The sequence below is a fragment of the Prevotella melaninogenica genome (assembly GCF_003609775.1).
Classification (GTDB): domain Bacteria; phylum Bacteroidota; class Bacteroidia; order Bacteroidales; family Bacteroidaceae; genus Prevotella; species Prevotella melaninogenica_A.
The window spans coordinates 349,814-375,337 of the sequence record NZ_AP018050.1; the positions used below are offsets into that span (position 1 = coordinate 349,814).

Below are 25,524 nucleotides of genomic sequence, written 5' to 3' on the forward strand. Positions count from 1 at the left end.
CCCAACACCCACGTTAATTCTCAATCTGGTCAATTGTAGGCTTCTTAATCTCAGGCACTGGAGCCTTTACAACAGGTTCTGTCTGTCCTTCTGGAACGTTAGGAACAATGACAGGGTTCTCTGGATCAGTCGTTTCCTCCGACTCAGAAGATTCTGTCTTAGGAACTTCAGTCTTCTTATCTTCCTTTACCTCAACTTCCTTCTCCTCTTCCTTTGTCAATACAGGAATCTTCGGACCATTATCAATACCGATAACTTCACCCGACATATCGACCTCATACTTACGAGGAGGAGCCATCTCGCGTGTTTCCATGAGGATGGTAAGTATTACTGCACCCAACACCAGCACAATAGCACAGATGGACACAGGCACTTTATAGGTTGGTTTCTTTTTCATTATCTACGTTTTCTATCCGTTATTTTAATTCCTTTTTAGCCTTACTCCGTAATCTGCACACAATAAGGAAGTGGCTGCTGGAGCGTCAGGAAACTAATCGTTGGCTGATTATCCTTCGTGCAAATTAGCGTACTTTTGTCGCCTTTCACCGCATTACCCATGTCATAACCCATCGCCTTTACCTGCGCTTGCAAGCCCGCAAAGGCTGTACGATTGAAGACATAGATATAAACCGTCTTGCCATCTTGCGCCAAGAGTACCATACTGGAGTTACCACGTCCCATCGCAGTAGGTAGGAAGTCGCTGGTTAAGTTCATATTCTTCACCCAGTTATAATCCTTTCCAAACTCATCAGACGACACACCTTTATAGATATAGCCTTGCTTTTCAAGCACCTGCTTACCAACTTGTAACGTCTTAGCTTGGAAGATCTTAATCGCATCTGCCACTGAAACAATATCTTTTTGCGCACGCACTCCTATTGTAAAGAGTAGAGCAGTGAGTAAAAGTAGTATTTTTCTCATTTGTTTTCGTTCCTTTATACTATGCTTGCAGTTGCTCCCATTGCTTTGACACAACCGCATTATGACACGTTACAAAAGTATGAAAAATATAGAGAATGCGCAAGAAAAGAAAGAAAAAAGACAATTGGCCGTGTCAACAAGTTGACAAGTGAACAAGTTGACAAGTAACCGAGTTAACAAGTTATTTGTATCAATAAACACTGTTAACAATGGTAATCATAATTATGAATTATGAATTATGAATTAACAAAGGTGCACCCTAATAGTCGTCCTATTATTGATACACCTTTGTTACTTTATACTATAAAGCAATTGAAATTACTTTCTATTTCTTTTAGAAGCCAAACGCTCTTCGCGTATCTTAGCCAAAGCTTCCTCCTTCTCCTTAGAACGCTGTCCTGAAAGACGAGCAATGAGACGGTCAAGATCTGTAGCTATCTCCTTGAATTGAACGAACTCATCTTCGTTCTCAAACAGCTTTCCTACCATGCAAGATGGGATATCCTTTGCCTTCTCCTGCAAAGCTTTTCCATGCTCAGTAAGTGACACATAGGTTTCTCTTCCATCTTTCTCACCTTTTACACGTTCAACCAATCCAAGTTGAGCCATACGCTGAACAAGTGGAGTCATGGTGTTTGAGTCAAGATAAAGACGATGAGCAAGTTCCATCACCTTTTGGTTGTCTTCCTCCCAGAGAGCCATCAGTACAAGATACTGAGGATAGGTAATACCTAAATTCTCAAGCAATGGATAATAAGTTTGAGTAACTAGTCGGCTCACTGTGTACAATCTGAAGCAGAGTTGATTCTGCAATTTTAGTTGGTCGTATACCATACTTTTCTTCCTTAAATGTTTTGATTACTTCAAAATTATGAAGCAACTTTGATCTCTTTGTTACCTGAAATAAATCTATTTGTTCTGCAAAGGTACAACAATTTATATTTTTCGTTAATGATATAAGCCTATTTTTAACATTAATTGTATAGTAGAAACCGTGTTTTGATAACATAAATCAATAATAGGCGGTCATAAACGATACAAATCGTCTATGCCCGCCTATGTCTATTTATAAGAGTTTACCTCTACTTATTCGAAGTAATAAAGGAAGGTAGCAACACCCTCAAGTGCTGGCTTACGTTCGCCTTCAATCTCAATCTGGAACTTGATACCAGCCTTACAGATACCACGGATATTCTCAATGCTATCGAGTGTGGCAACAAGACGAATGCGTGAGTTCACGAGGACTGGACGGCCGAATCGCATCTTGTCCATACCATAGTTGACCATCATCTTGATATTATGCACCTCCATAATCTCCTGCCACATGTGTGGGAGTAGTGAAAGTGTCAGATAGCCATGAGCAATTGTACTCTTAAATTGGCTTTCTACAGCTGCACGCTCTGTGTCAACATGAATCCACTGATGGTCGAGGGTAGCATCAGCAAAGAGGTTAATTCTCTCTTGGTCAACGAGTAACCACTCGCTCTCACCAAGCTTCTCACCCAGTCGGGCAGCAAGCTCATCGTAATTGTTTACTGTTAATTTTGCCATAGTTATTGTTTCATGTAATTTCTACATTACTGCGAACGATAGCTTTTCTTTGTCCTCCCTCCCCTTATATATATTAAGGTATGAAGGGATGCACTATCATTCAGTGTACAAAAATACAAAAAACTTTCCAATTGCCCAAATCATCTTACGTTACTAAGATGCTGGGAACTGTACACGCAAAGTTTGTTCCTTACCCGTTACAGCCACCTCGTTTACATAGACAAGCTTATACTTAACATCAAGGAAATTGCCAGATTTCACAGCACTTAACACCTCAACACGTGGATCTAAGAGATAGATATCCATGTATTTTGCCATACCACTACCTGGTACCCATGCTGTAAGAAGATTGTTTCCATTACCTGCTTGTACCTCGTTTGGATATAAAACAATGACTTCACCATCACGATTCAACGACATCTGAACATTCTTAAACCATACTCTTGGGTCAAACGCCTTCACTGCTGCCGAATAATCACCATCTGCCTTGTTTCTAAAATACTTACCGAAGAACTTTCCAACCTCCGCGCTGTTAGCTATATGAAGTTCATTATTCAGTGCAGAAAGAGGCTTAAAACCAGTAACTTCCACTTCAAAGTCGGCCAACTCTGTATCGTGACCATCCTTTGCAACAAGATTGATTGAGAGTCGTAACGAATTAGCACCATTATCTTTGTGCTTTCCCTTGAGATAAGGTACAAACTTATCACTATCAAACTTCAACAAAGAAGTGTAGAAAACATCCGCATGCTCGTACACACCACGCATATACAACTTACTTGCTCGCTCGCTGTTTGTAGTAACCAAAGTAGCGTAATACGTGTTCTTATCAAAAGGAACATTAGGCGAACTATTGCCCGTGTTACCCTTTCTGCCCTTGTAAGTAATCGTAAACGCAATACGTCCTGAATAGCTTCCGCCAATATAGCGCACATCGCTAATCGTCGTATTAGCCCAATCTTCTGGTGTAAAAGTGTAATGCTTATTGCCTTCAACGCTTGAAGAAGACAGGTCTACAAACTGCTGCAAATACGCCGCAGTAAACTTACTATTATCTTTCAGACGATAAAGTGTATCGAAATCAAAGTATTTCAGATAGTTAACGTCTGCTTTCCACGAAGCAACAGCACGTGAAACCATCTCGTAATCAGTAGGTTTCTGAGCGAAACCAGTATATTCTACGTCCTTAGTGAAGGCTTTATCAACACTATTACCGATAACTCTCAACGTAAACGTACCCCTTTCTTCATCTTTATTCAGCACGTTCACAGCGATAACACTCACCAACTTACCGTTGACAGTCTTATTTCCTAAACTTGCCTTTACTTTTTCTAAAGCCTGATAAACATTCAGTTGCTTATCAAGATTGAAATACTCAACGATATCATTCGTCGTTACTTCAGAAACATTCTGCTCAGTAGATGGGGTTGGTAGTATTGGATCCGACGAATTTCCGTCGCTTCCACAAGCGGCAAAAAGTAATGCTATAAATGCCGCAATAATAGCTTTTCTCATTTAATTATCCTCTCTCTAATTTGTAATTGGTATGCCTTACTTCCCACTTTTTAGTCGTTACGATAATGATATAATGGTTTCGTATATTTATAGCATACAAAAAATCGAACACAAAGATACTTTAAAAAGTTGAAATGTCAGTAACGACACATAAAATTAACACAATGATATAGCATAAAACATCCCGCACAATCTATCACCTAACACGCTGACTACAAAGCATGAATCTACATAAGTCTACTCTACTCCCTATTTTCTTGGTCCTAATCACACGCTCCGTCTTTACATGATTCGCTCAATACAAGACAGCCATAATATCCTAACACAAATTATTAAAAACAACAACCCAAGTCTTCCTACTGCATAACTTGTAACAAATTTTCAAACCCTGCAAATCCAACTCATGCTCCTTTGCCTTTCAATTAACGCCCTTTTGGCTTGCAAAAGATGCCCTTTAAGCCTCTTACTAACGCCCTTTTGAACCCTTACTAAGCACCTTTTGAAACCCACTCATGCAAACACTTGACTACAAGACATTTACAAAGATACTTAAATCACTTGTTTTTAACTCTGTTCTAAGCCTTTTTACACAAAAGTTTGTAAGTGTTTTTCAGAAGACTAAACAAGTTTTTTCTCATAGATAGTAAGGTTAAAAAGATCTTCAAACACGAAATAAAAAAAGCTTAGAAAACTTATTACTAAGTATTTCTAAGCTAAAAGTTGCGGGTGCAGGACTCGAACATGCGACCTCCAGGTTATGAGCCTGGCGAGCTACCAACTGCTCCAACCCGCGATATTAATTAAAATCAATTCGTCTATGAACCGAGGTGCATTTCTGAATTGCGAGTGCAAAGGTAGTGGTTTATTACGAAACCGCCAAAGAATTATACATTATTTAACAAACTATCCACTCTGCTCCTGCCGCTTCCAAACTCTCTTTACTACCATTACCGATAGGTAACTCCGCAGGTATGTGTGCCTGCATTTCGTCCCATAAGGATGTCAAATTCAGTATCACCTACCACAAGCGTTTCATGCGCTTCGACGTTGAAATGACTTAAAGTCTTGAGCACTGATTCAGCTGCTGGTTTCTTATCGACAACATCATCGGCAGCAATCAGATAAGTGATATACTTCGAGAGGTCTAATTCGTCCATCAGTTTTGCGAGCGTTCTATGGCTACGACTACTTGCAATAGACATCAGAATGTCTTGCGAAGAAAGTCTTTCCAACGTTTCTACCACACCCGGAAAGGCTTTTACAACACCCGGAACATTCTTCACATTGAATATTTCGCTATACACTTTAGCACACTCCTCAGCCTGCTCATCGCTCATCGGGATGATTGATGAGAAACATTCCTTCAATGGTAAACCAATCGTTCGGGCGCACTCCTCACGACTTCGCTTTGGAAGGTTCAACCTCTCTATCGTTGCAAGCATCGTATCGGTAATCAACTTTTGGGAATCGCCAAGCGTTCCGTCAAAGTCGAAGATGACAAGACGAATACCAGAGAGAATCTCAGGATTAGTAAAAAGGTCGGGACAATAGCGAGGGTTTGTATCGCCATCATCCTTCGCAGCCTCAGCTTTCGCCTGCTTCTTCCGTTTAAAATAGCCCTTCACACGTTTGTAGCCTTCCTTTCCAAGGATAGCAATACCGCCATATTGAAAGCTTTTTGCCAGTCCGAAGAATATGGTAAACAGTACGCCTTTCGTCGTTGTTGACACTGGGAAAAACACTTGAACAAATGAGAGGATATAAAAAGGGATGCACATTAGGAGTACGATAACTCCCGTGCGAAAAGACAGTTGTTGAAGTTTACTTTTAATAGACATATCTGCACGCAGCATTATTTCAGAACGCAAATTTAGTTAAAAACTTCCTATTACACGACATTCTAAACCTAATTAAATGATAAAAAGAAGCATATAGCATAAAATCTAACGCTGTGCTTTCGCACATTCCAACAATTATTAGTAAATTTGCAGCGCAAAAATATTATATTCACTTCCCATAATTTATGGCAGAAAAGATTAGAATCAAAGACATTGCAGAACGTGCAGGCGTAAGCGTTGGAACAGTTGACAGAGTATTGCATAAACGTCCGAACGTGTCGGAGGCTGCTCTAAAACGCGTCGAGAAGGTGTTAAAGGAGATGAATTATCAGCCAAATGTCTACGCAAGTGCACTGGCTTATAACAAGAGTTACACGTTCTATTGTTTAATTCCAAAGCATAGTAGCGAGGCTTATTGGGAAGAGATTGAGATTGGTGCAATGAAGGCTGTAGAGGCACGTAGAGACTTTTATATCGACTTGGAAATCATGTATTACAGCCGATTAGACCCTCACTCTTTTATCGAGACCTACCAGAAATGCCTTAGGAAGAATCCGGATGGCGTTATCCTTGTCCCTACAACATTAGAGGTGACACGCCAGTTTACCGACGAATTGCATGATCGCAACATCCCTTTCATTCTCCTCGACTCTTACATGCCATCGCTGCAACCGCTGTCGTTCTACGGACAAGACTCTATCCAGAGTGGTCGTTTTGCTGCGCGAATGTTGATGCTCATTGCACAAAAAGAGGAAAGCATCATGCTTATGAAGCAGACAAAGGATGGAAAGATGGCGAGTCGTCAGCAAGAGAATCGTGAGGTAGGCTTCCGTCATTATATGGAAGAGAACTTCCCTAACATTAAGATTTTAGAAGTAAACCTGCCATTAGATGAGGAGCGAAAGCGTTACGATCATATCTTAGAAAAGTTCTTCAGCGAGCATCCAGAGGTGCATCATTGTATCACCCTTAACTCAAAAGCACATATCGTGGGTAAGTTCTTGCTGAAAACCCACCGACATAACGTCCAGATTATGGGCTATGACGTGGTGCATAAGAATGCTGACTGTCTGCGAGAAGGGAGTATATCGTTCCTCATCGCACAGCATGCTTACCAACAAGGCTACTTCAGTGTTGACTCTCTCTTCCGTGCTATCGTCCTGAAGAAGAAGGTGGAACCAGTCAATTATATGCCTATCGACTTGCTCACACCAGAGAATATCGACTTCTATCATAGGGCTTGGGGGTAAAGCCCCACCCCGACCCACACGAAAGGAAAGGTTAGAGAGAAAGCCCCACCCCAACCCTCCCCGAAAGGGGAGGGAGGCAAAATTGCTAAAAGAAGATGAAAGAGAGGATGTAAAAGGGGGATAAAATTAGATAATAAGGAGGACAAAATTAGATAAAAGAAGGCGTTGATAAAAATGGTACTGACACTCAACACAAGATGTGCTAACGCTTAACACATAATGTGCGAAGGCTTAACACAAAATGTGCGAAGGCTCAAAATAAGATTTGATAAGTAAGAAGAGGGAATGAACAATAGGTTAATAGAAATCATCAACACTCAACATTTAACACCCAACATCCAACACAACACATGACAGAAAATAAAAAAGGACTCCTCGCGTTGAGTCCACTACTTGTATTCATCGTTCTATATCTGGTCACCTCAATCGTATCGGGCGACTTCTATAAGGTACCGATTACCGTGGCATTCATGGCATCAAGTATCTTTGCTATCGCCATATCAGGAGGCTATCCACTCGCAAAACGAATTCAGATATATAGCAAGGGAGCCAGCACAGAAAACATGATGATGATGCTGTGGATATTCGTACTTGCTGGAGCATTCGCTAACTCGGCTAAGGACATGGGCAGTATTGATGCTACGGTCAACCTAACTCTCTCCATCCTACCAGATAATATGCTGCTACCGGGACTCTTCCTCGCTGCTTGTTTCATTTCAATCAGTATTGGAACGAGCGTCGGAACCATCGTTGCTCTCACCCCTATCGCAGCAGGTATTGCCACTTCTACGGGGAGTTCGCTTCCTTTCGTCGTCGCAGTCGTCGTCGGTGGTTCGTTCTTTGGAGATAACCTTTCGTTCATCAGCGACACAACCGTTGTAGCAACGAGAACACAAGAGTGTAAGATGGCAGATAAGTTTAGGGTAAACTTCTTCATCGTTGCCCCTGCAGCAGTTCTGATTCTGCTTATCTATATCTTCATGGGAAGAGACATACACACAACCGGACAGACCGCAATCGTTGACATCCACAGAGTCATTCCTTACATGGCAGTACTGATTTGCGCGCTCTTTGGCATGAACGTCATGGCTGTATTGACCATTGGAATCGTCCTCACAGGTGCTATTGGCATCATTGATGGTAGCTACGATGTCTATGGTTGGTTTGGAAGTATGGGCGCAGGTATCACTGGTATGGGCGAACTGATTATCATCACGATGATGGCAGGTGGTATGTTGGAGATTATCCGTGAGAATGGTGGTATCGACTATCTCATTAAGATGATTACCCGACACGTCAACAGTAAGCGCGGAGCAGAGCTAACAATAGCCTTCCTCGTCAGTTTGGTGGATATCTGTACAGCCAATAATACGGTGGCAATCCTCACCGTGGGCGGTATTGCAAAGCAGATTGGCGACCGATACGGTGTAGACAAACGTAAGGCAGCCAGCATCCTCGACACCTTCTCATGCTGTGCACAAGGTCTGATTCCATACGGTGCACAGATATTGATGGCAGCAGGATTGGCAAAGGTAAACCCTGTGAGTATCATCCCATTCCTCTACTATCCAATCCTTTTGGGCGTCACAGCCTTCCTCGCTATCCTCTTCCATTATCCACGCCGCTACTCATAACATAGTCATCAACTCCCAACATTCATCACCTAACACCCAACACCATGCAACCAATAGAATCATCTGGAATGGACATCATTCAGCGCAACTTCTTCCGTATCCTATGTTCGGGCGCATTCGGCACACAGTCGAACCTTGAACCGATGTCGCCTTTCAAGTGGCGAAGACTCATACAGATGGTTGACGCACAACAGGTGATGCCCATCTTCATCAATGGTATCGCAAGACACTCGATGGATGAAGGACTTAACCTGCCAGAGAGTATCATCACAGACATCAAAGCAAAGCAGGAAGAACGCAAGACATTAACTGCAAGAATACCCAAGACGGTTAAACTTAGCAATGCGTTACTGAACCGAAGACTAAAGAATCTCATTTACAACGAACTGCACAGTATTGACACTTCGATTGAGGCACTTGACCTATTGAAGTTGATTGTCAACAACTCTGAAACCATGTTTACACGTGGCATGAACTTAGGAGGAATCATCACGATGGGCGAATACCTAAGAACTCGTGGACACAAAGTTGACTTCGTAAAGTTGGAGAACTGGCTCAACACACTGCAACTGCGTGCTATGGCTGAGCTACAAGGCAACGTCCTCATCTCCGTCTTTGGCTTTGAAGAAGACGAAATCCCCTTCGTTAGCAAGAGTGACCCAAATGCCTATCGCCTCACATTACGCAGTATTTCAGACTTAGCTAAGGACACTGCTCACGAATGGCACTTCAAACAAACCTCTACAGGATTCGTACAAAACAATGGAACCGTACTTCGTCGCAACCTCCGTCGAAGCATACGCTACGTTAGATATGCACCCATTGAGACAACGAGCAACTTCTTTAGCAACTTTGTCAAAAGTCTCTCTGAGATTGAAGAGTAAGCCTACTAAAATATAGATAATGCCTTGCCCCACGTGGGTAAGGCATTATTCTTTATTCAATGATAAGTAGTTTTTCTACACTTTTTCCCTCCATTAAGTGTTTAATCACTTTTTTTTCGTATCTTTGCCTTTGGATACTTGAAATCCGTTATTAAAACCTAAATACAAAATATTCATATTAATCAGAATGAAGAAAATCTTACTTTCAGTGGCATTGATGATTGCGAGCATCTCGCTTCATGCCACAGATGCGAACTATCAAGTAGTTCCGCTCCCACAGAGCATTACTGCTGAGAAGGGTGCAGCATTCGTTTTGGATGCTAACACTGTTGTCAACGTAGCAAGCAATGACGAGGCTATGCTCCGTAATGGTGAGTTCTTGAAGCAGTATATCCAAGAGAAAACGGGTATTGTGCTCAATGGTATGAACAAGAAGGGCAATACCATCACCTTGAAACTCAATGCAAAGGTTGAGAATGAGGAGGGCTATGTTATCACCGTAAAGGGTAAGAATATTACAGTTGAGGGCAAGACTCCACGTGGTGTATTCTATGGTGTACAGACTCTTCGCAAGTCATTGCCATTGGAGAAGGCTGAGAATGTAACCTTCCCAGCAACTCGCATCGTAGACTATCCACGCTTCGGCTATCGTGGTACGATGCTCGATTGCGCTCGTCACTACTTCAAGATGAGCTTCATTAAGGAGTTTATTGATATGTTGGCACTTCACAATGTCAACACCTTCCACTGGCACCTCACTGAGGATCAGGGCTGGCGTGCACAGATCGACCGCTATCCTAAGCTTACAGAGGTTGGTTCAAAGCGTGCGCAGACAGTTATCGGTCGTATGACAGACCTCTATGATGAGACTCCATACGGTGGTTACTATACAAAGGATGAGATGCGTGAAGTTGTGAAGTATGCAGCTGATCGTTACATCACCGTTATCCCTGAGATTGATATGCCGGGCCACATGCTCGGCGCATTGGCTGCTTATCCAGAGCTCGGTTGTACTGGTGGTCCTTATAAAGTAGCTGAGACTTGGGGCGTATTCCCAGACATCCTCTGTGCAGGTAACCCTAAGACCTACGAGTTCGTAAACAATGTTCTCGACGAGATTATTGACATCTTCCCATCTAAGTATATCCACCTTGGTGGCGACGAGGCTCCACGTGCTCGTTGGAAGACCTGTCCACGCTGTCAGGCTGAAATCAAACGTCTCGGTTTGAAGGGCTCTAACGGCTTTCCAGCAGAGGCTCAGTTGCAGGCTCACTTCATGAATCAGGCAGCTAAGCACTTGGCAGAAAAGGGTCGTAACATCATCGGTTGGGACGAGATTCTTGAGGGTGATGTAGATAAGGGTACAACTGTCATGAGCTGGCGTGGTGTGAATGGTGGTATCGAGGCAGCTAAGCGTGGCTTGGATGCAATCATGACTCCAGTAAACTACTACTATCTCGACTACTATCAGAGAAAGGATAACACGATGATCCTCATCGGTGGTTTCCTCCCAGTTGAGACCACTTACGGCTACAACCCAGTGCCAGACGACGCTGCACCAGAGTTAAAGAAGCACGTTAAGGGTGTACAGGCAAACCTCTGGACAGAGTATGTTATCGGTCGCGACCTCGCTTTCTTCCAGCTCCTCCCACGTGTTGCTGCAATGGCAGAGACTGGTTGGACAGAGAACGACAAGAAGGACTTCGCTTCTTTCAAGGAGCGTGAGACACGCCTTAACGAGCTCTACAAGCACTTCGGTTGGAAGACTTGCCAGGACCTCTACAAGGAGAAGAAGTAACATCAAAGCGTATTAGCACGGTCTAATACAGGCTTTAAATATATTCAGCTGATAAGGCGTGAGGACTCTCCCCACAACTTATCAGCTGTTTTTCGTCATTCACAATTCGCAATTTCTCATCAGTATGCCATAATTATGGTTACTATCGTAAACTGTGGTTTATTGCTACAAACACCTTGTCAACTTGTTAACTCCTCTACAAAATCATGTTTTTATGTTACTTTGTCTACTATACAAGTAACTTGTTAACTCGTCTACTAAAATTCTGTGCAATCTATGACCTTTAGGTCTCTGAGCGTTTCAGCAAGCAAAAAAGGCTCTGTTCTTTCTGTTTATCTGTGAGTTCTGTGAGAGAATGCACCGCAACTTTAAGATTGAAATTTTGAACCTCTTTCTTTGAAATATTATTACAATTTATTCAAAAAAAAGCAGAGAAAAGGACTAAAAAACAAGCAATTTTAGCATCGCTGTAAGTAACTCGTTATCAAACAGTTGTGAGAGTGCGTTTCAAAAGGTGCTTACTTGGACTTCAAAAGGGCGTTAGTAAGAGGCTTAAAGGGCATCTTTTGCAAGCCAAAAGGGCGTTAATTGAAAGCCAATTAACGCCCTTTTTATTTTCAAGATATGAAGTTTCTTTACAAAACGGAGCAATATTGATAAGAGAAAACTTACTCTTTACCCTTAATTGATTAGTACGCACGACAACCAACAACTACTCATCAAATTTGGGTTTCTTACTTTCCAAACCCCTCCCCTTAGAAGCAATGGCGTTTAAGGAAGTCCTCATACTGATTGCGATAGCCATTGAAGACGTTGATATCGACATCGCCACGGATGCCACGCACCTTGCCATCAGGACTCAACTGCCAGTAAGCCAATTTGAAGTTGGGCTTATATTCGCCATAACGGGCTATCCACACGTGGTAGTTATCGCCCAAATCGGGTGCCAAAGGCATGTAGGTATTGGCAAACATCTGACTGATATAAAGGATTGGACGCTTACCCGTTTGCTTCTGCACACGGCTCATCCACGCACGAATATTGCGGAACATCACCTCTGCTCCACCCATCGCAACAATCTGTGCATCGGTTGGCTCAACGTCTAATACTGGGGGTAGGTCGCCCTTATTAAACTTACTACATTTAAGGAAATACTCCGCCTGCGCTGCTCCTGCTGATGTAGTCGAAAAGAAATGATAGGTACCTGTTCGAATACCATGCGCACGTGCCGCCTTATAATCAGCTTCATAATAAGCATTCAGCACCGTACAACCCTCCGTAGACTTCACGTATGCGAAGGAAACGGGATAGTCCACCTTACCCTTTATAGTCTTCGTACTCAGCGTACCGAGGTCGGTGATGCGCAGTTTATCCCAATAGATGTTATAGACCTTATTGTTCTGCTCATGCTGATGACGTGAGAGGTCGATGCCATAGATGCGGTCAGCGGTGTAGGTAAGGCGTTCACCTTTGAATACATCCGCCTTCCATTCGCCCACTTGAAGATACTCGTGTGGTGCGACATAGATACCAAATCCGTCGCGTTTGCCGTCCTTCCAATGTCCGTCATAGAAACTACCATCGTCGCCATAGAGCTTACCATAACCATTCGGAATGCCCTTCTGGCTCTCACCCTCATATCGTCCACCAGCAATACGAATACCCTTTGCAAGGCTGCCGATAGTTGCCACGTGGGTTTTATAATATGCGTTCAGTGCGTCTATCGCCCCACCCTTTTGCAAACGAGTAATCAAACGAATAGGAGTTCTTTTGCTTTCGGTTTGCAGGAGTACGCAATTATTCTCTTTATCTATCTCCAAGCGGTTGCAATAAGTAGGCTTTCCCTTCTTAGAAGAGGGCTGAATAGCATAGCGATTCTGCTGTCGGATACGCAGCTGAGCAGAAGAAGTTGAAAGCGAATCCAACACCTTTATCATCCGACGAAGCGAATCCATCTGATGCACCACCTCGGTATGATACTCCGCAATCTTATTATATCCGTAATCCTGAACACTGTGTACACGAAGATAATAGCCCATCTCGTTGCGCTTCGTTTGCAGTCCATCCAACTCCGAATCCATCTGAGCAATCGTCTGACGAACAACGTTTTGCACGCCTTTACCCCTTAGATTGACGATTGTAGACGGTTTATAATCCCACCGAATGAGAATACGTCCATGACAAGAAGGCACAACGGGCAATCGATTCACCCAATAACCGCGCTGCGTGATACTGCGTGTATGAATTGAATCCTTATTGACGGAGCCACCCACAAAGGCTGAGTCGGTATAATCGGCAAAGTATGCAAAGGGCTTACCATCAGCCTCTAAGGTGTAATACGCCTCCTGACGAATGGTCACAGCACTCTTATCTACCTCCTCTTGCGAAGGGGGTAGACAACGAAAGACAATATATATGAGTAGAAGGACAAGCAAAATGCCTCCTCCTACATACAGGGTTCGCCTTGAAGGGCGGTAGTTGAACATTAAAATAAATTTAAAATATTTGCAAAGTTACAAATAATTATCTAACTTTGCAGCCAAGTTTATGAGAAAAACGACAGACATATTACTATCCCTTCTATTGTCAACGATGATAGTATGGATTGGTTCGGGCATCATGACAGTGGTGTGCGCACATACTGGCAATGTGTCTGTTGCTAAGATGGAAGATAAAGGTCATTGCAATGATAACGATGTTAAGGATTGCATGAAGATTGAGGTAAAAAGCTTGTCGCCCACAGACATGGCGCACAATGACTTTTATCACATTCAGCCTATACAGCTTTCGCTGCTCCCACAATTCATAAGCAATTGTCAATTATTGCCTTTGCCCGTTCTGACAAAGGCTCCAGAGAGGATGTTGTCGTTGCTCTGGCATAGTCCGCCACGCCAATACCTCCAATTACTTACGACACTTATCATTTGATTTTTTGTTGTTTTCTGTTCCTCATGTTATGGGCTACAGAAGGTTTATCGTACCTGTTACACAAGTGTGTTCGGGTAAAAAAGCGTATCAGTATGTTTCCCATTCTGATACCACACAGGCTTTATAAATTTTAAATAACAACTGAAAATCAAACAAAATGAATAAAATCATATATTTAGCAGGACTGACCTTGCTGTCTGTCCTACCTGCTACCGCACAGGAAACTGCTGTCGACACGACCGCAACCATGAAAGATCAGACATTGGATAACGTGACCGTTACAACACGAAGAGCCTCTGTGCGCTCGTTGGCTGGAGCCATCAACGGCAAAGACATCCTACGTGACGAACTCTTCAAGGCTGCTTGCTGTAACCTTGGTGAGAGCTTTGTCAACAATGCTTCGGTAGATGTAAACTACTCAGATGCGACAACGGGAGCCAAACAAATCAAACTCCTTGGTCTTAGTGGTACGTATGTTCAGATGCTGACCGAGAACCTTCCTAACTTTCGTGGTGCTGCCCTCCCTTACGGTTTAGGCTATGTTCCAGGCAGTTGGATGAAGAGTATGCAGGTGAGTAAGGGTAATACATCCGTCAAGAATGGCTACGAAGCGATGACAGGTCAGATTAATGTAGAATACGTTAAACCTGAAGATCCAACAGGAATGAGTGTCAACCTCTATGGCAGTACGATGGGTAAATTCGAGGCAAATGCGGATGGTAACATTCATATCAATGGCAACAAGAACCTCAGTACGGAAATTCTTGCTCACTTTGAGAACAACTGGCGACACCATGATGGCAATAGCGACGGCTTCCAAGATGCCCCAAAGGTGAGACAATACAACCTGCAGAACCGTTGGTTTTGGAAGCAGGGCGATTATATCTTACATGCTGGTTTGTCGCTGTTGAAGGAAGACCGCGTGAGTGGTCAGACTCCTCATGCTGCTGCAACGAATCCTTATCGCATTGATATCGGCACCGACCGCTACGAGGCTTATATGAAACATGCCTTTGTTCTCAATAAGGAACACGCCACAAACATCGCTTTGATGGGTAATGTATCTATGCACAAGCAGCAGGCGCAATATGGTATTAAGCAGTATGATGTCAACGAGAAGAATGCTTATGCATCACTTATGTTTGAGACAAACTTCACCGATAAGCACAATCTCTCTGCTGGTTTGAGCCTCAACCACGATTATTTGCATCAGAGTCTGACACTCCCAGCAACGGCTGTACCTTCTGATTACGGTAATATCTACCCGCTCACGCGTGGCATTGAGAGTGAGACGACACCGGGCGCATACGTTCAGTACACCTATAATCTGCATAGTCGATTCATCGCTATGGCAGGATTGCGCATCGACCATAGCAACGTCTATGGCACCTTCTTCACTCCTCGCTTCCACTTGAAATGGGTGCCAGCTGACTTCCTGACCCTCCGCCTCTCGGCAGGTAAGGGCTATCGCAGTCCGCACGCATTAGCTGAGAACAACTACCTAATGGCTTCGGGCCGTCGATTCATCATCGACAAGCTCGATCAAGAGGCTGCATGGAACTATGGTGCGAGTCTTAACTTCAACATTCCAATAGGAAGTAAGCTACTGAAAATCAATACTGATTACTATTACACGCACTTCCTTTCACAGATGTTGATTGACTATGATAGCAACCCAGAGGAGCTGCATATCACTAATCTCAATGGTAAAAGCTTCTCGCACACCTTCCAAATCGATGCTTCCTACCCTCTTTTCAAGGGCTTTGAACTGACGGCAGCCTACCGATACAACCTCGTGAAGGCTACTTACGGTGGTCAGCTGAGATGGAAACCATTGCAGAGTCGTTACAAAGGACTCTTAACACTCAGCTATAAAACGCCTTTAGGACTCTGGCAGTTTGATGCTACTGCAGCCTTGAACGGAGGCGGCAGAATGCCTGAAAGCTATGCACTGCCATCGGGCGAACGCTCATGGTCGGGCAGCTATAAGGCTTACGGACAGCTTAGCGGGCAGGTGACACGCTACTTCCGCCACTTCTCTCTTTACATTGGTGGGGAAAACCTTACCAATTACAAGCAGAAGAACCCTATCATCGGCTATCAAAATCCGTGGGCTAACGGCTTCGAACCAACAATGACCTATGGTCCTATTGAGGGCGCAATGGCATACGTTGGTATCCGTCTGAACCTCGGTAAACGACAGTAAACATTGATTCATTCACAACAGAATAACATAAACGACAACACAGAGAGACGTCTTGAAACACGCTTTCGGACGTCTCCCACAAACAAACAACAATTATGAAAAAAGCTATTTTCACAATGCTGATGCTCATGGTAGCCATGATTGCAACAGCCAAAGACATCAAAACAGTTATCTTCACCACTACTCCACAGATGCACTGTGCTAACTGTGAGAACACTATCAAGGGTAACCTTCGCTTTGAAAAGGGTGTGAAGGAGATTAAGACAAGTGTTGAAGAACAGAAGGTATATGTAACCTACGATGCCCAAAAGACCAATGAAGAAAAGCTTCAGAAGGCTTTTGAGAAGTTTGGTTATAAGGCAGAAAAGACTACAAAGGAGGCAAAAATCCCTGTTCATGAGAACGAGGAGTGCGAGAATATGTAATCGCTAACTGTAAAGTCTATAAGTAAGTAATCGACCATTACATGGCTCTCTGTAGCCTATGTGATGGTCGATTCTTCTTTAACCCATATCCTTTACAAAATAAAGAAATGGTATCATAGATTGATACGGAGGTTCCGCACGTTTGGTGCTAAGCGTCCGCACATTTGGTGTTAAGCCTTAGCACGCCTGTAAGAGAGTGTTGAGAGGTGAGAGGATAGGTATTAGCCTCCCTTTTCCTATGCGTTTATACTATTAAACGTCTTTATAGGGAAGCTGCTTATTTCTTCCCCTTTGACATCCTTACCCACAACTGGAACAGTGCAGGAACAAAGATGCAGAGCGAGAAGAACAGACCTCCGTACATCATGCGGTCGTTGCCGTGGAAGAAGTCGATGAGTTTTCCGTCGTTCATCTGTGGCATGAGGTTGAACATAAGATAAGCCACCGTATTATTCACCCAATGAAATACGAAGCCCGGCAGAATACTACCCGTTTTCGAATAGAGCCAACCCAATAGCAGACCTACCAAAAAGGCGTGTAAACCTTGTGCTAAATTGAAATGGATAATACCGAAGATGAGGGCTGAAACGACAATGGCTATCCATCGATTTCGCTCGCCTAATGCGTTTTGTAGTACACGTTGAATAGCTCCACGGAAGACTATCTCTTCGGCTATTGGCACCATGATTCCCAAGGCGACATAACCCCAAGACACCTTCATGATACTTTTAAACATCTCTTCTGTTCCCTCTGGCATCGTTAGGTTAATCTTCTCGGCAAGGAATTCCATAGGGAGTATCGAACCTAAAGCTATGAGGGCTGACCACGTGAGTACTCCCCAAGGACGCGTCTTCAAATAGTTGCCAGATACGGGTGCCCACTTTGTACTGATGAAGAGGATAAAGGTTGCAAGACTACTGATGACTGCTGTTATTGCAAGAATCTCACCATTTTTCGTCAGATAGTCACCATCAGCAGCCCCTACCCCTCCAAGTAGACTTACAAGCTGCTTACCTCCCTCGAAAGAAAGACTTTGTATCAAGATGAAAAGTGAAACAAATAAGATGACATAGAGCGTTGCGCTCAAAGCGTTTTTACTGTTCATTTCTGCAAATCTTAGGGTGTATTAATAATATTCTCTTGTATGTTATAAGCCTCATCAAACAAGCGGTTGATATTGTCCTTGTCTTGCTTCAGCTGTTGCGCTAAGGCTTCTAAAGAATCGAACTTATGCTCGTCTCTTATCTTACTAATGAAGCTTACAAGGAGTTCCTGCCCATAGAGATTGCCTGTGAAATTAAAAAGATTCACCTCCATGGAGGTGGTTGTGCCATTGAAAGTAGGCCGATGCCCAATGTTCATCATCCCTCGCTTCCATCCAACAGAGTCCTTCAAGCGAACCAAAACGGCATAGACGCCAGATGCAGGGAGCAGCTGCTGACAGCTGTTCACATCGAGATTGGCTGTTGGGAAACCCATCTTGCGCCCATTCTGATAGCCGTTGACAATCCGACTCTCAATCGTATAGTCATAGCCCAAAAGTCGATTGGCTGCCTCTATCTTGCCCTCACGCAGATAATTCCTGATAATCGACGAACTCACCTTCTCGTCATTTGGCAGGAAGGCATCGGCACGAATGACCTCAATACCCATCTCCTTGCCATACTGAACATAGTCTTCAAAAGTCTCAGAGCGGTTGTGTCCGAAGCGGTTATCATAACCAATGATGAGTTTCTTTACGTTCAACTGCTTACACAACACCTCTTGCATGAAGTCATGGGCTGAGAGCGCAGCCAGCGAAGCATCAAAATTCAACACGAAACTATTGTCAATACGTGTCTTAGAAAGCAACAGCAGTTTCTCATCAAGTGTTGACAACAGTTGTGGCTGATAGTCAGCCTGCAGCACCTGACGTGGATGTCGGTCGAAGGTAATGACTGCCGACGCCATCCCCGACCGTTCAGCCTCATCAATGACACGACTAATCAAGAACTGATGTCCACGATGCACCCCATCAAAGAACCCGATAGTTGCAACCTGTTCCACCAGTTCATGCGTATCTCCCTGCTTGATATATATTGTATTCAATCCTCTTGTCTTATAGTTCGTTTACTTTCTTGCAAAGGTATTTTCATTTCTCTGCAAAGCGGTATTTACTTCCCTGCAAAGATATGTCACCTCACAACAAGGTAGTGTTTACTTTCTTGCAAAGGTACTCCAAATCACCCACAAACCCACGCTCGTGCAAACAAAATGTGTTAAAACATTAAATTTCCTTACTATCCTTTCTCTTTTCCCAATTTATTTCATTATCTTTGCACCCGAATTTATAAAATTCAGGACTTGTAGCTCAGTTGGTTAGAGCAACAGACTCATAATCTGGAGGTCCCTGGTTCAAGCCCAGGCTGGTCCACAAATAGGTTTCAAAAGGATGTCAAACAATACGTCATTTTAGCCTTCAAAACAAGGATAATCGCTGTAAAATCAAGGTTTTACAGCGATTTTTTGTTTTTATCCATATCCGTTTGACTGCCAAACTATACCTTTTGATAGTCATCATTCGGTCATTTTCTGCTACAGAAATTGCTACACAAAAGCAGAGTCTCAAAAAATGTAGCAATGAATGGAAAATGACTATTAAATTGACGGCATGCAAAACTTTCATTTTCAAGAACTTATGTCGAGCTTTGTAGCCAAAAAGCTACACTAAAATGATGCGTTATGAAAACGACTTTTAAAGTATCCTACTACCTACGTTCCAACTATGAGAACAAAGAAGGAAAATCACCTGTAATGCTCCGAATATATCTCGGTGGCGAAAAGGCAAATCTTGGATTCACTAAAAACACCGCTCTTAGGGTCTTAGGGAGGCTTTTTTTACACTCGAGGAGAGATTAATAAAGCCATTGATTATGTGCAACTCTCGCTCGAAGATGCCAACTTTTACGATACACGTCAGCGCAAAATAGAAATTGGAAACATTCTTCCCATCATCGAACAAGAACACTTAACCATGCTACAACAGCAGCGAAACAGCATGGCTATTGCCGCTTTCGTAGTCATTTGCCTTCTTCTTGGCTTGATATATGGCGTTTGGGTGATTAAAAAGCAAATGAAAAAGCTGCACAAAGCGCAAGAAATTATCGAAGAATAGAATAACAGCTTGGTGCAATCGAATATGAAGTTGAACGAGGCAAACAAGATAAAAGACGAGTATATAGGGTGCTCTTTCTATCTAAATGCAGAGTATATTTCGAAACTCAAAAAGCTTTATAAAGGCATTGAGCGCAAGATTATAAGTAGACAATTCGACTCTTTGCGTCAAAGTGTAAACGAATCGGTGCTCGAAAGCGAGCGAAAGAGTATGTATTCAGACTTCGATGAAACCTTTTTAAAGCTCTTTTCGCACTTTATAGACAGCTATGAGCAACTCTTTGAGCCCACAACTCAACGTCGTTCGATGCTGAATGAGCATCTAACAACAGAGATGCGCATCTTCGCTCTCATTCGTTTAGGCATACAAGACAGCAAAAGAATTGCTAAATTCTTAAACTATTCGGTTCACACCATCAACACTTATAAAACCCGAGTGAAGAACAAGTTGTGGATAGAAAACGATTTGTTTGAACAGAAAATCATGGAGATTTAGTTCTCATTCCAAGCTTTTGCCGTTTCAATTCCTTGGAATAGCTTTCCTCCTTGCCACTATCTTATCCCTTTTTGCTTGCCTGTTGGTGTGCAAAAGGGTAGAGTGTGTGGCCTATTTTTAGAACTTTAAGTAGGTAAAAGCACCGTCCTCATCTATCTTTCTTTCCCCTTTTTCTCTTCAAGTCGTAGCCGTTCCATTGCAATAGATTGGGCATAGCAAAACAATTACATTGCTTTTGCCCTCCAAAAGCAATGCAATTGCACCCTAAAAGCATAACTATTGCAATGTAAAAGCAATGCTTTTATTTTTTAGTTTCATTTAGAACGTATCTCGAAAGCAAAATAACATAGATGCAGTTTCGTATAATCTCTTTGCGTATCTCACAACTATTGGGTATTTGTTTTTATCGGTCGCATTTGTTACCTCAATATCTTTTTCATTTTTTTAATTTTGCATTCGAAATGAATATCAAGGCGTTCATTCTCTCAAATACTATAAATGAAGAATTATCTCTTGAACTTACATAAAGCAATATTTGCCTTTTTAAGTCTTATCTGTTCTTTTGTTGCAGTGCATGCTCAACAAAAAAGCAATTTAAACGACACCGTTATATTATTGGAAGAAGTGTCGGTTAAGCCCAAATTCAGTCTTACTTCACCCGATATGATGCAGGCTTTAGCCTATCAAAGGCGCATTGCAGGCAGCACATCTCTTGTAGAAATACGCCCAGATAATCAGCGAATAGCCACGATAAAAGATGCCTTAAAGATGCAACCAGGCGTTATGATACAAGAATTCTTTGGCTCAAACGATCAGCCCCGCTTAAATATTAGGGGCTCAGGAATACAGAGTAATCCTCAAAGACGAGGTGTTTATCTGCTTCAAGATGGTATTCCTGTGAACTTTTCAGATGGCTCTTATGTGGTAGGTATAATGGATGCGATGACCGCTCGCTATGTAGAAGTATTTAAAGGAGCGAATGCTTTGCGGTTTGGAGCAGGCACATTGGGTGGCGCATTGAACTTTGTTAGTAGAACAGCGCAAACAGATAGCACCACAAGTGTAAAGCTCGAAGGAGGCTCTTACGGCACAATAGGCTTAACATTCACCACAGGAAAGCGTATGGGTGCATGGGATATGTTTGTTGCTTCTACCTATAATGCTCAAAAAGGATACCGTATTTATAACGAAAACAATCGTCTAACCGCTTCTATTAACGTAGGGTGGAAAAACCAAAAGCACACTATCGAGAACCGAACCTTTATGCATTTCACACATCTTTACTTTCAAATGCCAGGTCCATTAACCCTCGATCAGCTTTTAACCAACCCCAAACAAGTGAGCGTAGGCGTTGACCTTCCCTTCTCAATGGGTCCTAATATCTTGAGAGATAAGCCTCATCGCAATGTCGATATGTTTCGAATTTCCAATCAAACAGGTATTGTTCTCAATGCAAAAAGCAATCTTTTAGCATCGGTCTACTATCAATATGCCGACGATAGGTTTGCCTTTCCCATCACCATCTCAATACCTCATTCTTTTAATAACGATCTTGGTGCAACCCTTTATTATAACTATTCCACCTCAAAACTACAGCTTTCGGCAGGCGCTTTAGCCTCTTTAGGTTGGATGAATCGACGCCATTACATCAACAAAGATGGTAAAGAGTCGTTTATGTTTGCATGGGATAAGTTACATTCTGCCAACTTTACCGCCTTTATTGAAGCCGATTATGCCTTGAATAAACAGCTACATGTGGTGTTAGATGTGCATGGAGTGCATAATATTCGCAATAGTAAAGACGTGTTTAGTGATCCAACTCTTCGCCCATGGTACAGCCATATGTCGAGAAAATATCGCTATTTCTATTCAGAAAACAGTACACTAAATCAGCAATTCACTGCCTTTAATCCTCGAATAGGTGTGGTTTACAATCCTATTCAACAAAAAGATATCCAGCTATTTGCCAATATTAGTAATAGTTATGAGCCTCCAACGTTCGACGAATTGGTAGGAACAGAGGTGACATCGAATATCAATACCAGTCCAAAGAAACTCTTTTCTATCGCTTTAAAGAAACAAACAGCCACCACATTTGAGGTTGGTAGCAAGGGACGTTTAACGCAATTGTCTTGGAATGTGGCTTTTTATAATTCGTGGGTAACCAACGAAATACTCGAAATAAAAGACTATGTGCGAGGCTTAAAGCGTACAGAAAACTACCCAAAGACCCTTCATCAGGGCTTAGAAGTAGGGCTTCAGGTGGCAAGTAAGCCCCATGTTTTAGGGCATAATATCGGTAGTTTCACCTTAGGAGCAGTGTATAATTATAGTCGTTTCATCTTTAAAGGTGGCAAATATGATGGAAAGTATCTAGCAGGAGTTCCACAACATTACATCAATAGCTCGCTCGATTATCAACATTCTTGTGGTTTTAATGGTTCTATATCATTAGAACTGAAACCAGGAAACACTCCAATCGACCACACAAACACCATGTTTCAGCCTGCTTATCATGTGTGGAACGCCCGTTTGGGCTATCAGTTCAACTCAAAATGGCATATCTATGTCGAGATGAAAAATATCGCAAATAAACGCTATTCATCAAGTTATGTCATCAGTGATGAGATACATAACCCCGCAATACCATTCCCAAACTTCACCGCAAAGCAACTAACTTTCTTCATTCCAGGGCAACCTCGAAGTGTATTTGCAGGCTTAACGTGGCGTTGGTAGAGGGCAATTTCATAGCAACTAATCAATAAAAACAAGCAACAATAATCGAAACTAAAACGAAAAAACAATGGTAGAGAAACGCATGAACATGGAACAAGGTCACTGGGTACTAGCAAAATTAGGTAAGAAAGTGTTGCGACCAGGTGGCCAAGAGTTAACTCACGAAATGCTAAAAGCAATGAACATCACTTCAAATGATGATGTAATAGAGTTCGCTCCGGGCTTAGGTTACACCGCAAAGCTTGCTCTTTCTCATCAACCTCATAGCTATGTGGCAGTAGAACTTAATGCAGAAGCAGCCAAACGAGTTGAAAATAACGTGCAAAACGATAAAATGCAGATCGTAATAGGAAACGCTTCAGAAACAGGTTTACCTGCAAATAGCGCCTCAAAGGTGTATGGAGAAGCCATGTTAACAATGCAAAGTAAACCACAAAAGCAAGCTATTATAGCCGAAGCAGCACGTTTATTGCGTCCAGGAGGGCTTTATGGCATTCATGAAATAGGTATATATCCCGACAATACATCACAAGAAGTGCGCAAAGAGATAGAGAGTGATCTTGCAAAAGGAATCAAAACCAATGTTCGTCCCTTAACTCTTGTAGAGTGGAAGGACATCTTAGAGGACAATGGTTTCGACATTTCGTATGTCGAAAGCAGACCAATGCACTTGTTAGAGCAGGCTCGTATGATTGCAGATGAAGGCTTTTGGAATTTCATTCGCATTGTATTTAGAATGTTAAAGAATAGCCATGCTCGTAAAAGAGTATTAGAAATGCGACGCATTTTCCGTAAACATGGCAACCACATCAATGCTATTTGCATTGTAGCACGTAAGCGATAGAACCACAAAACAGGCATTATAATGATAAAGAATAACGTTTTTAAGGCAATAACCTCATGGCAGTTAGTAGCAAAAAGCATTTTTATTGGCTTGGTGTTGCTATTGATATCGTGTGAAAAAGAATCGTTTCTATCAGACGATTACGCACGTTATAAAGAGCTATTGCCAAACAAAAAAGAGTATGTTGATGACGATTTAGGCACTCAAGCGTTAGCAAAAGCCATCGAAGGACATTACTCTTCGAAGTTATCTATGATTTATTATGATGCCGAACGCATCAAACCGCTTCTTTATTTCACTGCAGGTAAACATCAAGTGCATTGCACCACTAATGCAAATGGATCGTTACACCTCAGCATAAATAAGTTTCATACCAACTTTATGCCGCTTTATGTGAGTGTAGAAATGGACGTATTATTATCTGAAGGAGTAGGAGATACCATTCGATTGCAAGGTCGTGACGGCATAGTTCGTACGTCGGACGAAGGCAAACAGATTGGACTTGAATTGCCAGAGAGCGATGATGCTGAGCTAGAAGGATATTTCTTGCGTTCTAAAAACGAAGTTTCTGCCCTCATAGATCTTATGTTACCCGTTGCAATGAAGATGCAATGGCAAGGCACTAAGTAATGACTTGAAGACAAATAACATTACAATTAGCATTCAATAACCCCAAAAATAAACCATAACTTAAAGATAAACAATATGTATTTAAAGACAATTCAACAATTAAAAAGTAGCGTTTTATTACTCCTTTTCATGGCTTTTATGGCTGCATCGTGTAGTAATAACAATGAAGAAACAGCCGGTTCGTCTACCGTTGGCGTTGTTACTGGAACCTATCAAGCCACAATAACCCCCACAATGGGCACCAAACAGATGGCTCAAGGACCTCATATCGTTGTTTTAGAAGCCCTTAATAACAATCAACAAGTCCGCTTTCATTTCGAAAAGTTCAATGCTCCTATGTTCGATTCAGATGGAAAATTGAGTGCAACAGCACGCATGCCCTTTGCCGTTTCGGGTGACTTTGTGATGGATGTAAAGCGTCAAAAAGATGGAAGTGTTCAGCTTCAATCAGTAAAAGGCACATTTAAAGCAGAGCCATACGGCGCAAATGAGGTCGATCCTAATAAGATTCCAGAGGGCGTTTTGCCTCCTAATCTAAAAGGATTCGATACAGATAGAGCGCAAGCAAGTGGTGTTTTCAAAGACGGAAAGCTTGACTTAAAGGTGTCACCAAACATCCTTCCTGTTACAATTGTTATCGAAGCCGTTCGCAAGTAAATAGGTATTGAAAGGCGAAAAGTGCAGAATAACAGTGTTTTAACTTAACAACTTATTC

At 42.4% G+C, this 25,524-nt stretch carries 20 protein-coding genes, 2 tRNA genes and 2 pseudogenes; 14 read left to right on the forward strand and 10 right to left on the reverse strand.

The genetic code is table 11. The features are described from left to right. Positions 1-13 precede the first annotated feature (13 nt). The 7 genes from PMEL_RS08240 to PMEL_RS08270 all read right to left on the reverse strand — a co-directional run bounded on the left by PMEL_RS08240 (position 14) and on the right by PMEL_RS08270 (position 5,825). Entirely contained in the window at positions 14-397 is a 384-nt protein-coding gene (locus PMEL_RS08240; RefSeq protein WP_120174880.1) for a hypothetical protein, read from the reverse strand. A 41-nt stretch (positions 398-438) separates the two neighbouring features. Then, positions 439-921 (reverse strand): hypothetical protein, encoded by a 483-nt coding sequence (locus tag PMEL_RS08245; RefSeq protein ID WP_120174881.1) that lies wholly within the window; start codon positions 919-921, stop codon positions 439-441. Positions 922-1,239: 318 nt separating this feature from the next. Then, entirely contained in the window at positions 1,240-1,755 is a 516-nt protein-coding gene (locus PMEL_RS08250; protein ID WP_120174882.1) for a MarR family winged helix-turn-helix transcriptional regulator, read from the reverse strand. 252 nt (positions 1,756-2,007) lie between these two features. Further along, positions 2,008-2,472 (reverse strand): MaoC family dehydratase, encoded by a 465-nt coding sequence (locus tag PMEL_RS08255; RefSeq protein WP_120174883.1) that lies wholly within the window; start codon positions 2,470-2,472, stop codon positions 2,008-2,010. Positions 2,473-2,625: 153 nt separating this feature from the next. Beyond that, positions 2,626-3,987 carry a hypothetical protein gene (locus tag PMEL_RS08260; protein ID WP_120174884.1) on the reverse strand — a complete coding sequence of 454 codons (1,362 nt, stop codon included), beginning with the start codon at positions 3,985-3,987 and terminating at the stop codon, positions 2,626-2,628. A gap of 720 nt (positions 3,988-4,707) precedes the next feature. Then, positions 4,708-4,780 (reverse strand) — tRNA-Met (locus PMEL_RS08265). 154 nt (positions 4,781-4,934) lie between these two features. Further along, complete coding sequence (locus PMEL_RS08270; RefSeq protein WP_231999450.1) at positions 4,935-5,825, reverse strand: HAD-IA family hydrolase; 891 nt, start codon at positions 5,823-5,825, stop codon at positions 4,935-4,937. Positions 5,826-6,010: 185 nt separating this feature from the next. On the opposite strand from PMEL_RS08270, the gene PMEL_RS08275 reads away from it, so the two are divergent. The 4 genes from PMEL_RS08275 to PMEL_RS08290 all read left to right on the forward strand — a co-directional run bounded on the left by PMEL_RS08275 (position 6,011) and on the right by PMEL_RS08290 (position 11,391). Continuing rightward, positions 6,011-7,075: a substrate-binding domain-containing protein gene (locus PMEL_RS08275; RefSeq protein ID WP_120174885.1), complete on the forward strand. Its 1,065-nt coding sequence runs from the start codon at positions 6,011-6,013 to the stop codon at positions 7,073-7,075. Between the two features lie 350 nt (positions 7,076-7,425). Continuing rightward, positions 7,426-8,709, forward strand: coding sequence for a Na+/H+ antiporter NhaC family protein (locus tag PMEL_RS08280; RefSeq protein WP_120174886.1), 1,284 nt, complete (start codon positions 7,426-7,428; stop codon positions 8,707-8,709). Positions 8,710-8,777: 68 nt separating this feature from the next. Beyond that, positions 8,778-9,593, forward strand: a complete 816-nt coding sequence (locus tag PMEL_RS08285) for a hypothetical protein (protein ID WP_120174887.1) — start codon at positions 8,778-8,780, stop codon at positions 9,591-9,593. A 187-nt stretch (positions 9,594-9,780) separates the two neighbouring features. Next, complete coding sequence (locus tag PMEL_RS08290) at positions 9,781-11,391, forward strand: beta-N-acetylhexosaminidase (protein ID WP_120174888.1); 1,611 nt, start codon at positions 9,781-9,783, stop codon at positions 11,389-11,391. 755 nt (positions 11,392-12,146) lie between these two features. Here the strand turns inward: PMEL_RS08290 and PMEL_RS08295 are convergent. Next, a complete protein-coding gene (locus PMEL_RS08295; protein WP_120174889.1) occupies positions 12,147-13,877 on the reverse strand; it encodes a GH25 family lysozyme in 1,731 nt (576 codons plus the stop codon). Positions 13,878-13,938: 61 nt separating this feature from the next. On the opposite strand from PMEL_RS08295, the gene PMEL_RS08300 reads away from it, so the two are divergent. From PMEL_RS08300 to PMEL_RS08310, 3 genes are all read left to right on the forward strand, one after another. Next, positions 13,939-14,319 (forward strand): hypothetical protein, encoded by a 381-nt coding sequence (locus PMEL_RS08300; RefSeq protein ID WP_231999451.1) that lies wholly within the window; start codon positions 13,939-13,941, stop codon positions 14,317-14,319. A 157-nt stretch (positions 14,320-14,476) separates the two neighbouring features. Continuing rightward, positions 14,477-16,525 (forward strand): TonB-dependent receptor plug domain-containing protein, encoded by a 2,049-nt coding sequence (locus PMEL_RS08305; RefSeq protein WP_120174890.1) that lies wholly within the window; start codon positions 14,477-14,479, stop codon positions 16,523-16,525. Positions 16,526-16,620: 95 nt separating this feature from the next. Next, complete coding sequence (locus PMEL_RS08310) at positions 16,621-16,950, forward strand: heavy-metal-associated domain-containing protein (protein WP_120174891.1); 330 nt, start codon at positions 16,621-16,623, stop codon at positions 16,948-16,950. A gap of 277 nt (positions 16,951-17,227) precedes the next feature. Here the strand turns inward: PMEL_RS08310 and PMEL_RS08315 are convergent, their stop codons facing one another. Then, positions 17,228-18,055 (reverse strand): CPBP family intramembrane glutamic endopeptidase, encoded by an 828-nt coding sequence (locus tag PMEL_RS08315; protein WP_120174892.1) that lies wholly within the window; start codon positions 18,053-18,055, stop codon positions 17,228-17,230. Positions 18,056-18,066: 11 nt separating this feature from the next. Next, entirely contained in the window at positions 18,067-19,038 is a 972-nt protein-coding gene (locus PMEL_RS08320; protein WP_120174893.1) for a bifunctional riboflavin kinase/FAD synthetase, read from the reverse strand. A gap of 251 nt (positions 19,039-19,289) precedes the next feature. Between PMEL_RS08320 and PMEL_RS08325 the strand changes: the two genes are divergently transcribed. From PMEL_RS08325 to PMEL_RS08360, 7 genes and pseudogenes are all read left to right on the forward strand, one after another. Beyond that, positions 19,290-19,363: transfer RNA gene (locus PMEL_RS08325), tRNA-Ile, on the forward strand. Between the two features lie 308 nt (positions 19,364-19,671). Continuing rightward, positions 19,672-19,821, forward strand: a pseudogene (locus PMEL_RS08330) (site-specific integrase); the annotation flags it as partial. A 43-nt stretch (positions 19,822-19,864) separates the two neighbouring features. Next, positions 19,865-20,599, forward strand: a pseudogene (locus PMEL_RS12370) (DUF6377 domain-containing protein). 498 nt (positions 20,600-21,097) lie between these two features. After that, positions 21,098-23,335, forward strand: a complete 2,238-nt coding sequence (locus PMEL_RS08345) for a TonB-dependent receptor family protein (protein ID WP_120174896.1) — start codon at positions 21,098-21,100, stop codon at positions 23,333-23,335. Between the two features lie 67 nt (positions 23,336-23,402). Beyond that, positions 23,403-24,179 (forward strand): class I SAM-dependent methyltransferase, encoded by a 777-nt coding sequence (locus tag PMEL_RS08350; RefSeq protein ID WP_120174897.1) that lies wholly within the window; start codon positions 23,403-23,405, stop codon positions 24,177-24,179. Positions 24,180-24,200: 21 nt separating this feature from the next. Further along, positions 24,201-24,809: a hypothetical protein gene (locus PMEL_RS08355; protein WP_120174898.1), complete on the forward strand. Its 609-nt coding sequence runs from the start codon at positions 24,201-24,203 to the stop codon at positions 24,807-24,809. A gap of 138 nt (positions 24,810-24,947) precedes the next feature. Next, on the forward strand, positions 24,948-25,466 hold the full coding sequence (locus tag PMEL_RS08360) for a hypothetical protein (RefSeq protein ID WP_231999452.1): 519 nt from the start codon (positions 24,948-24,950) through the stop codon (positions 25,464-25,466). The last annotated feature ends 58 nt before the right edge of the window (positions 25,467-25,524 follow it).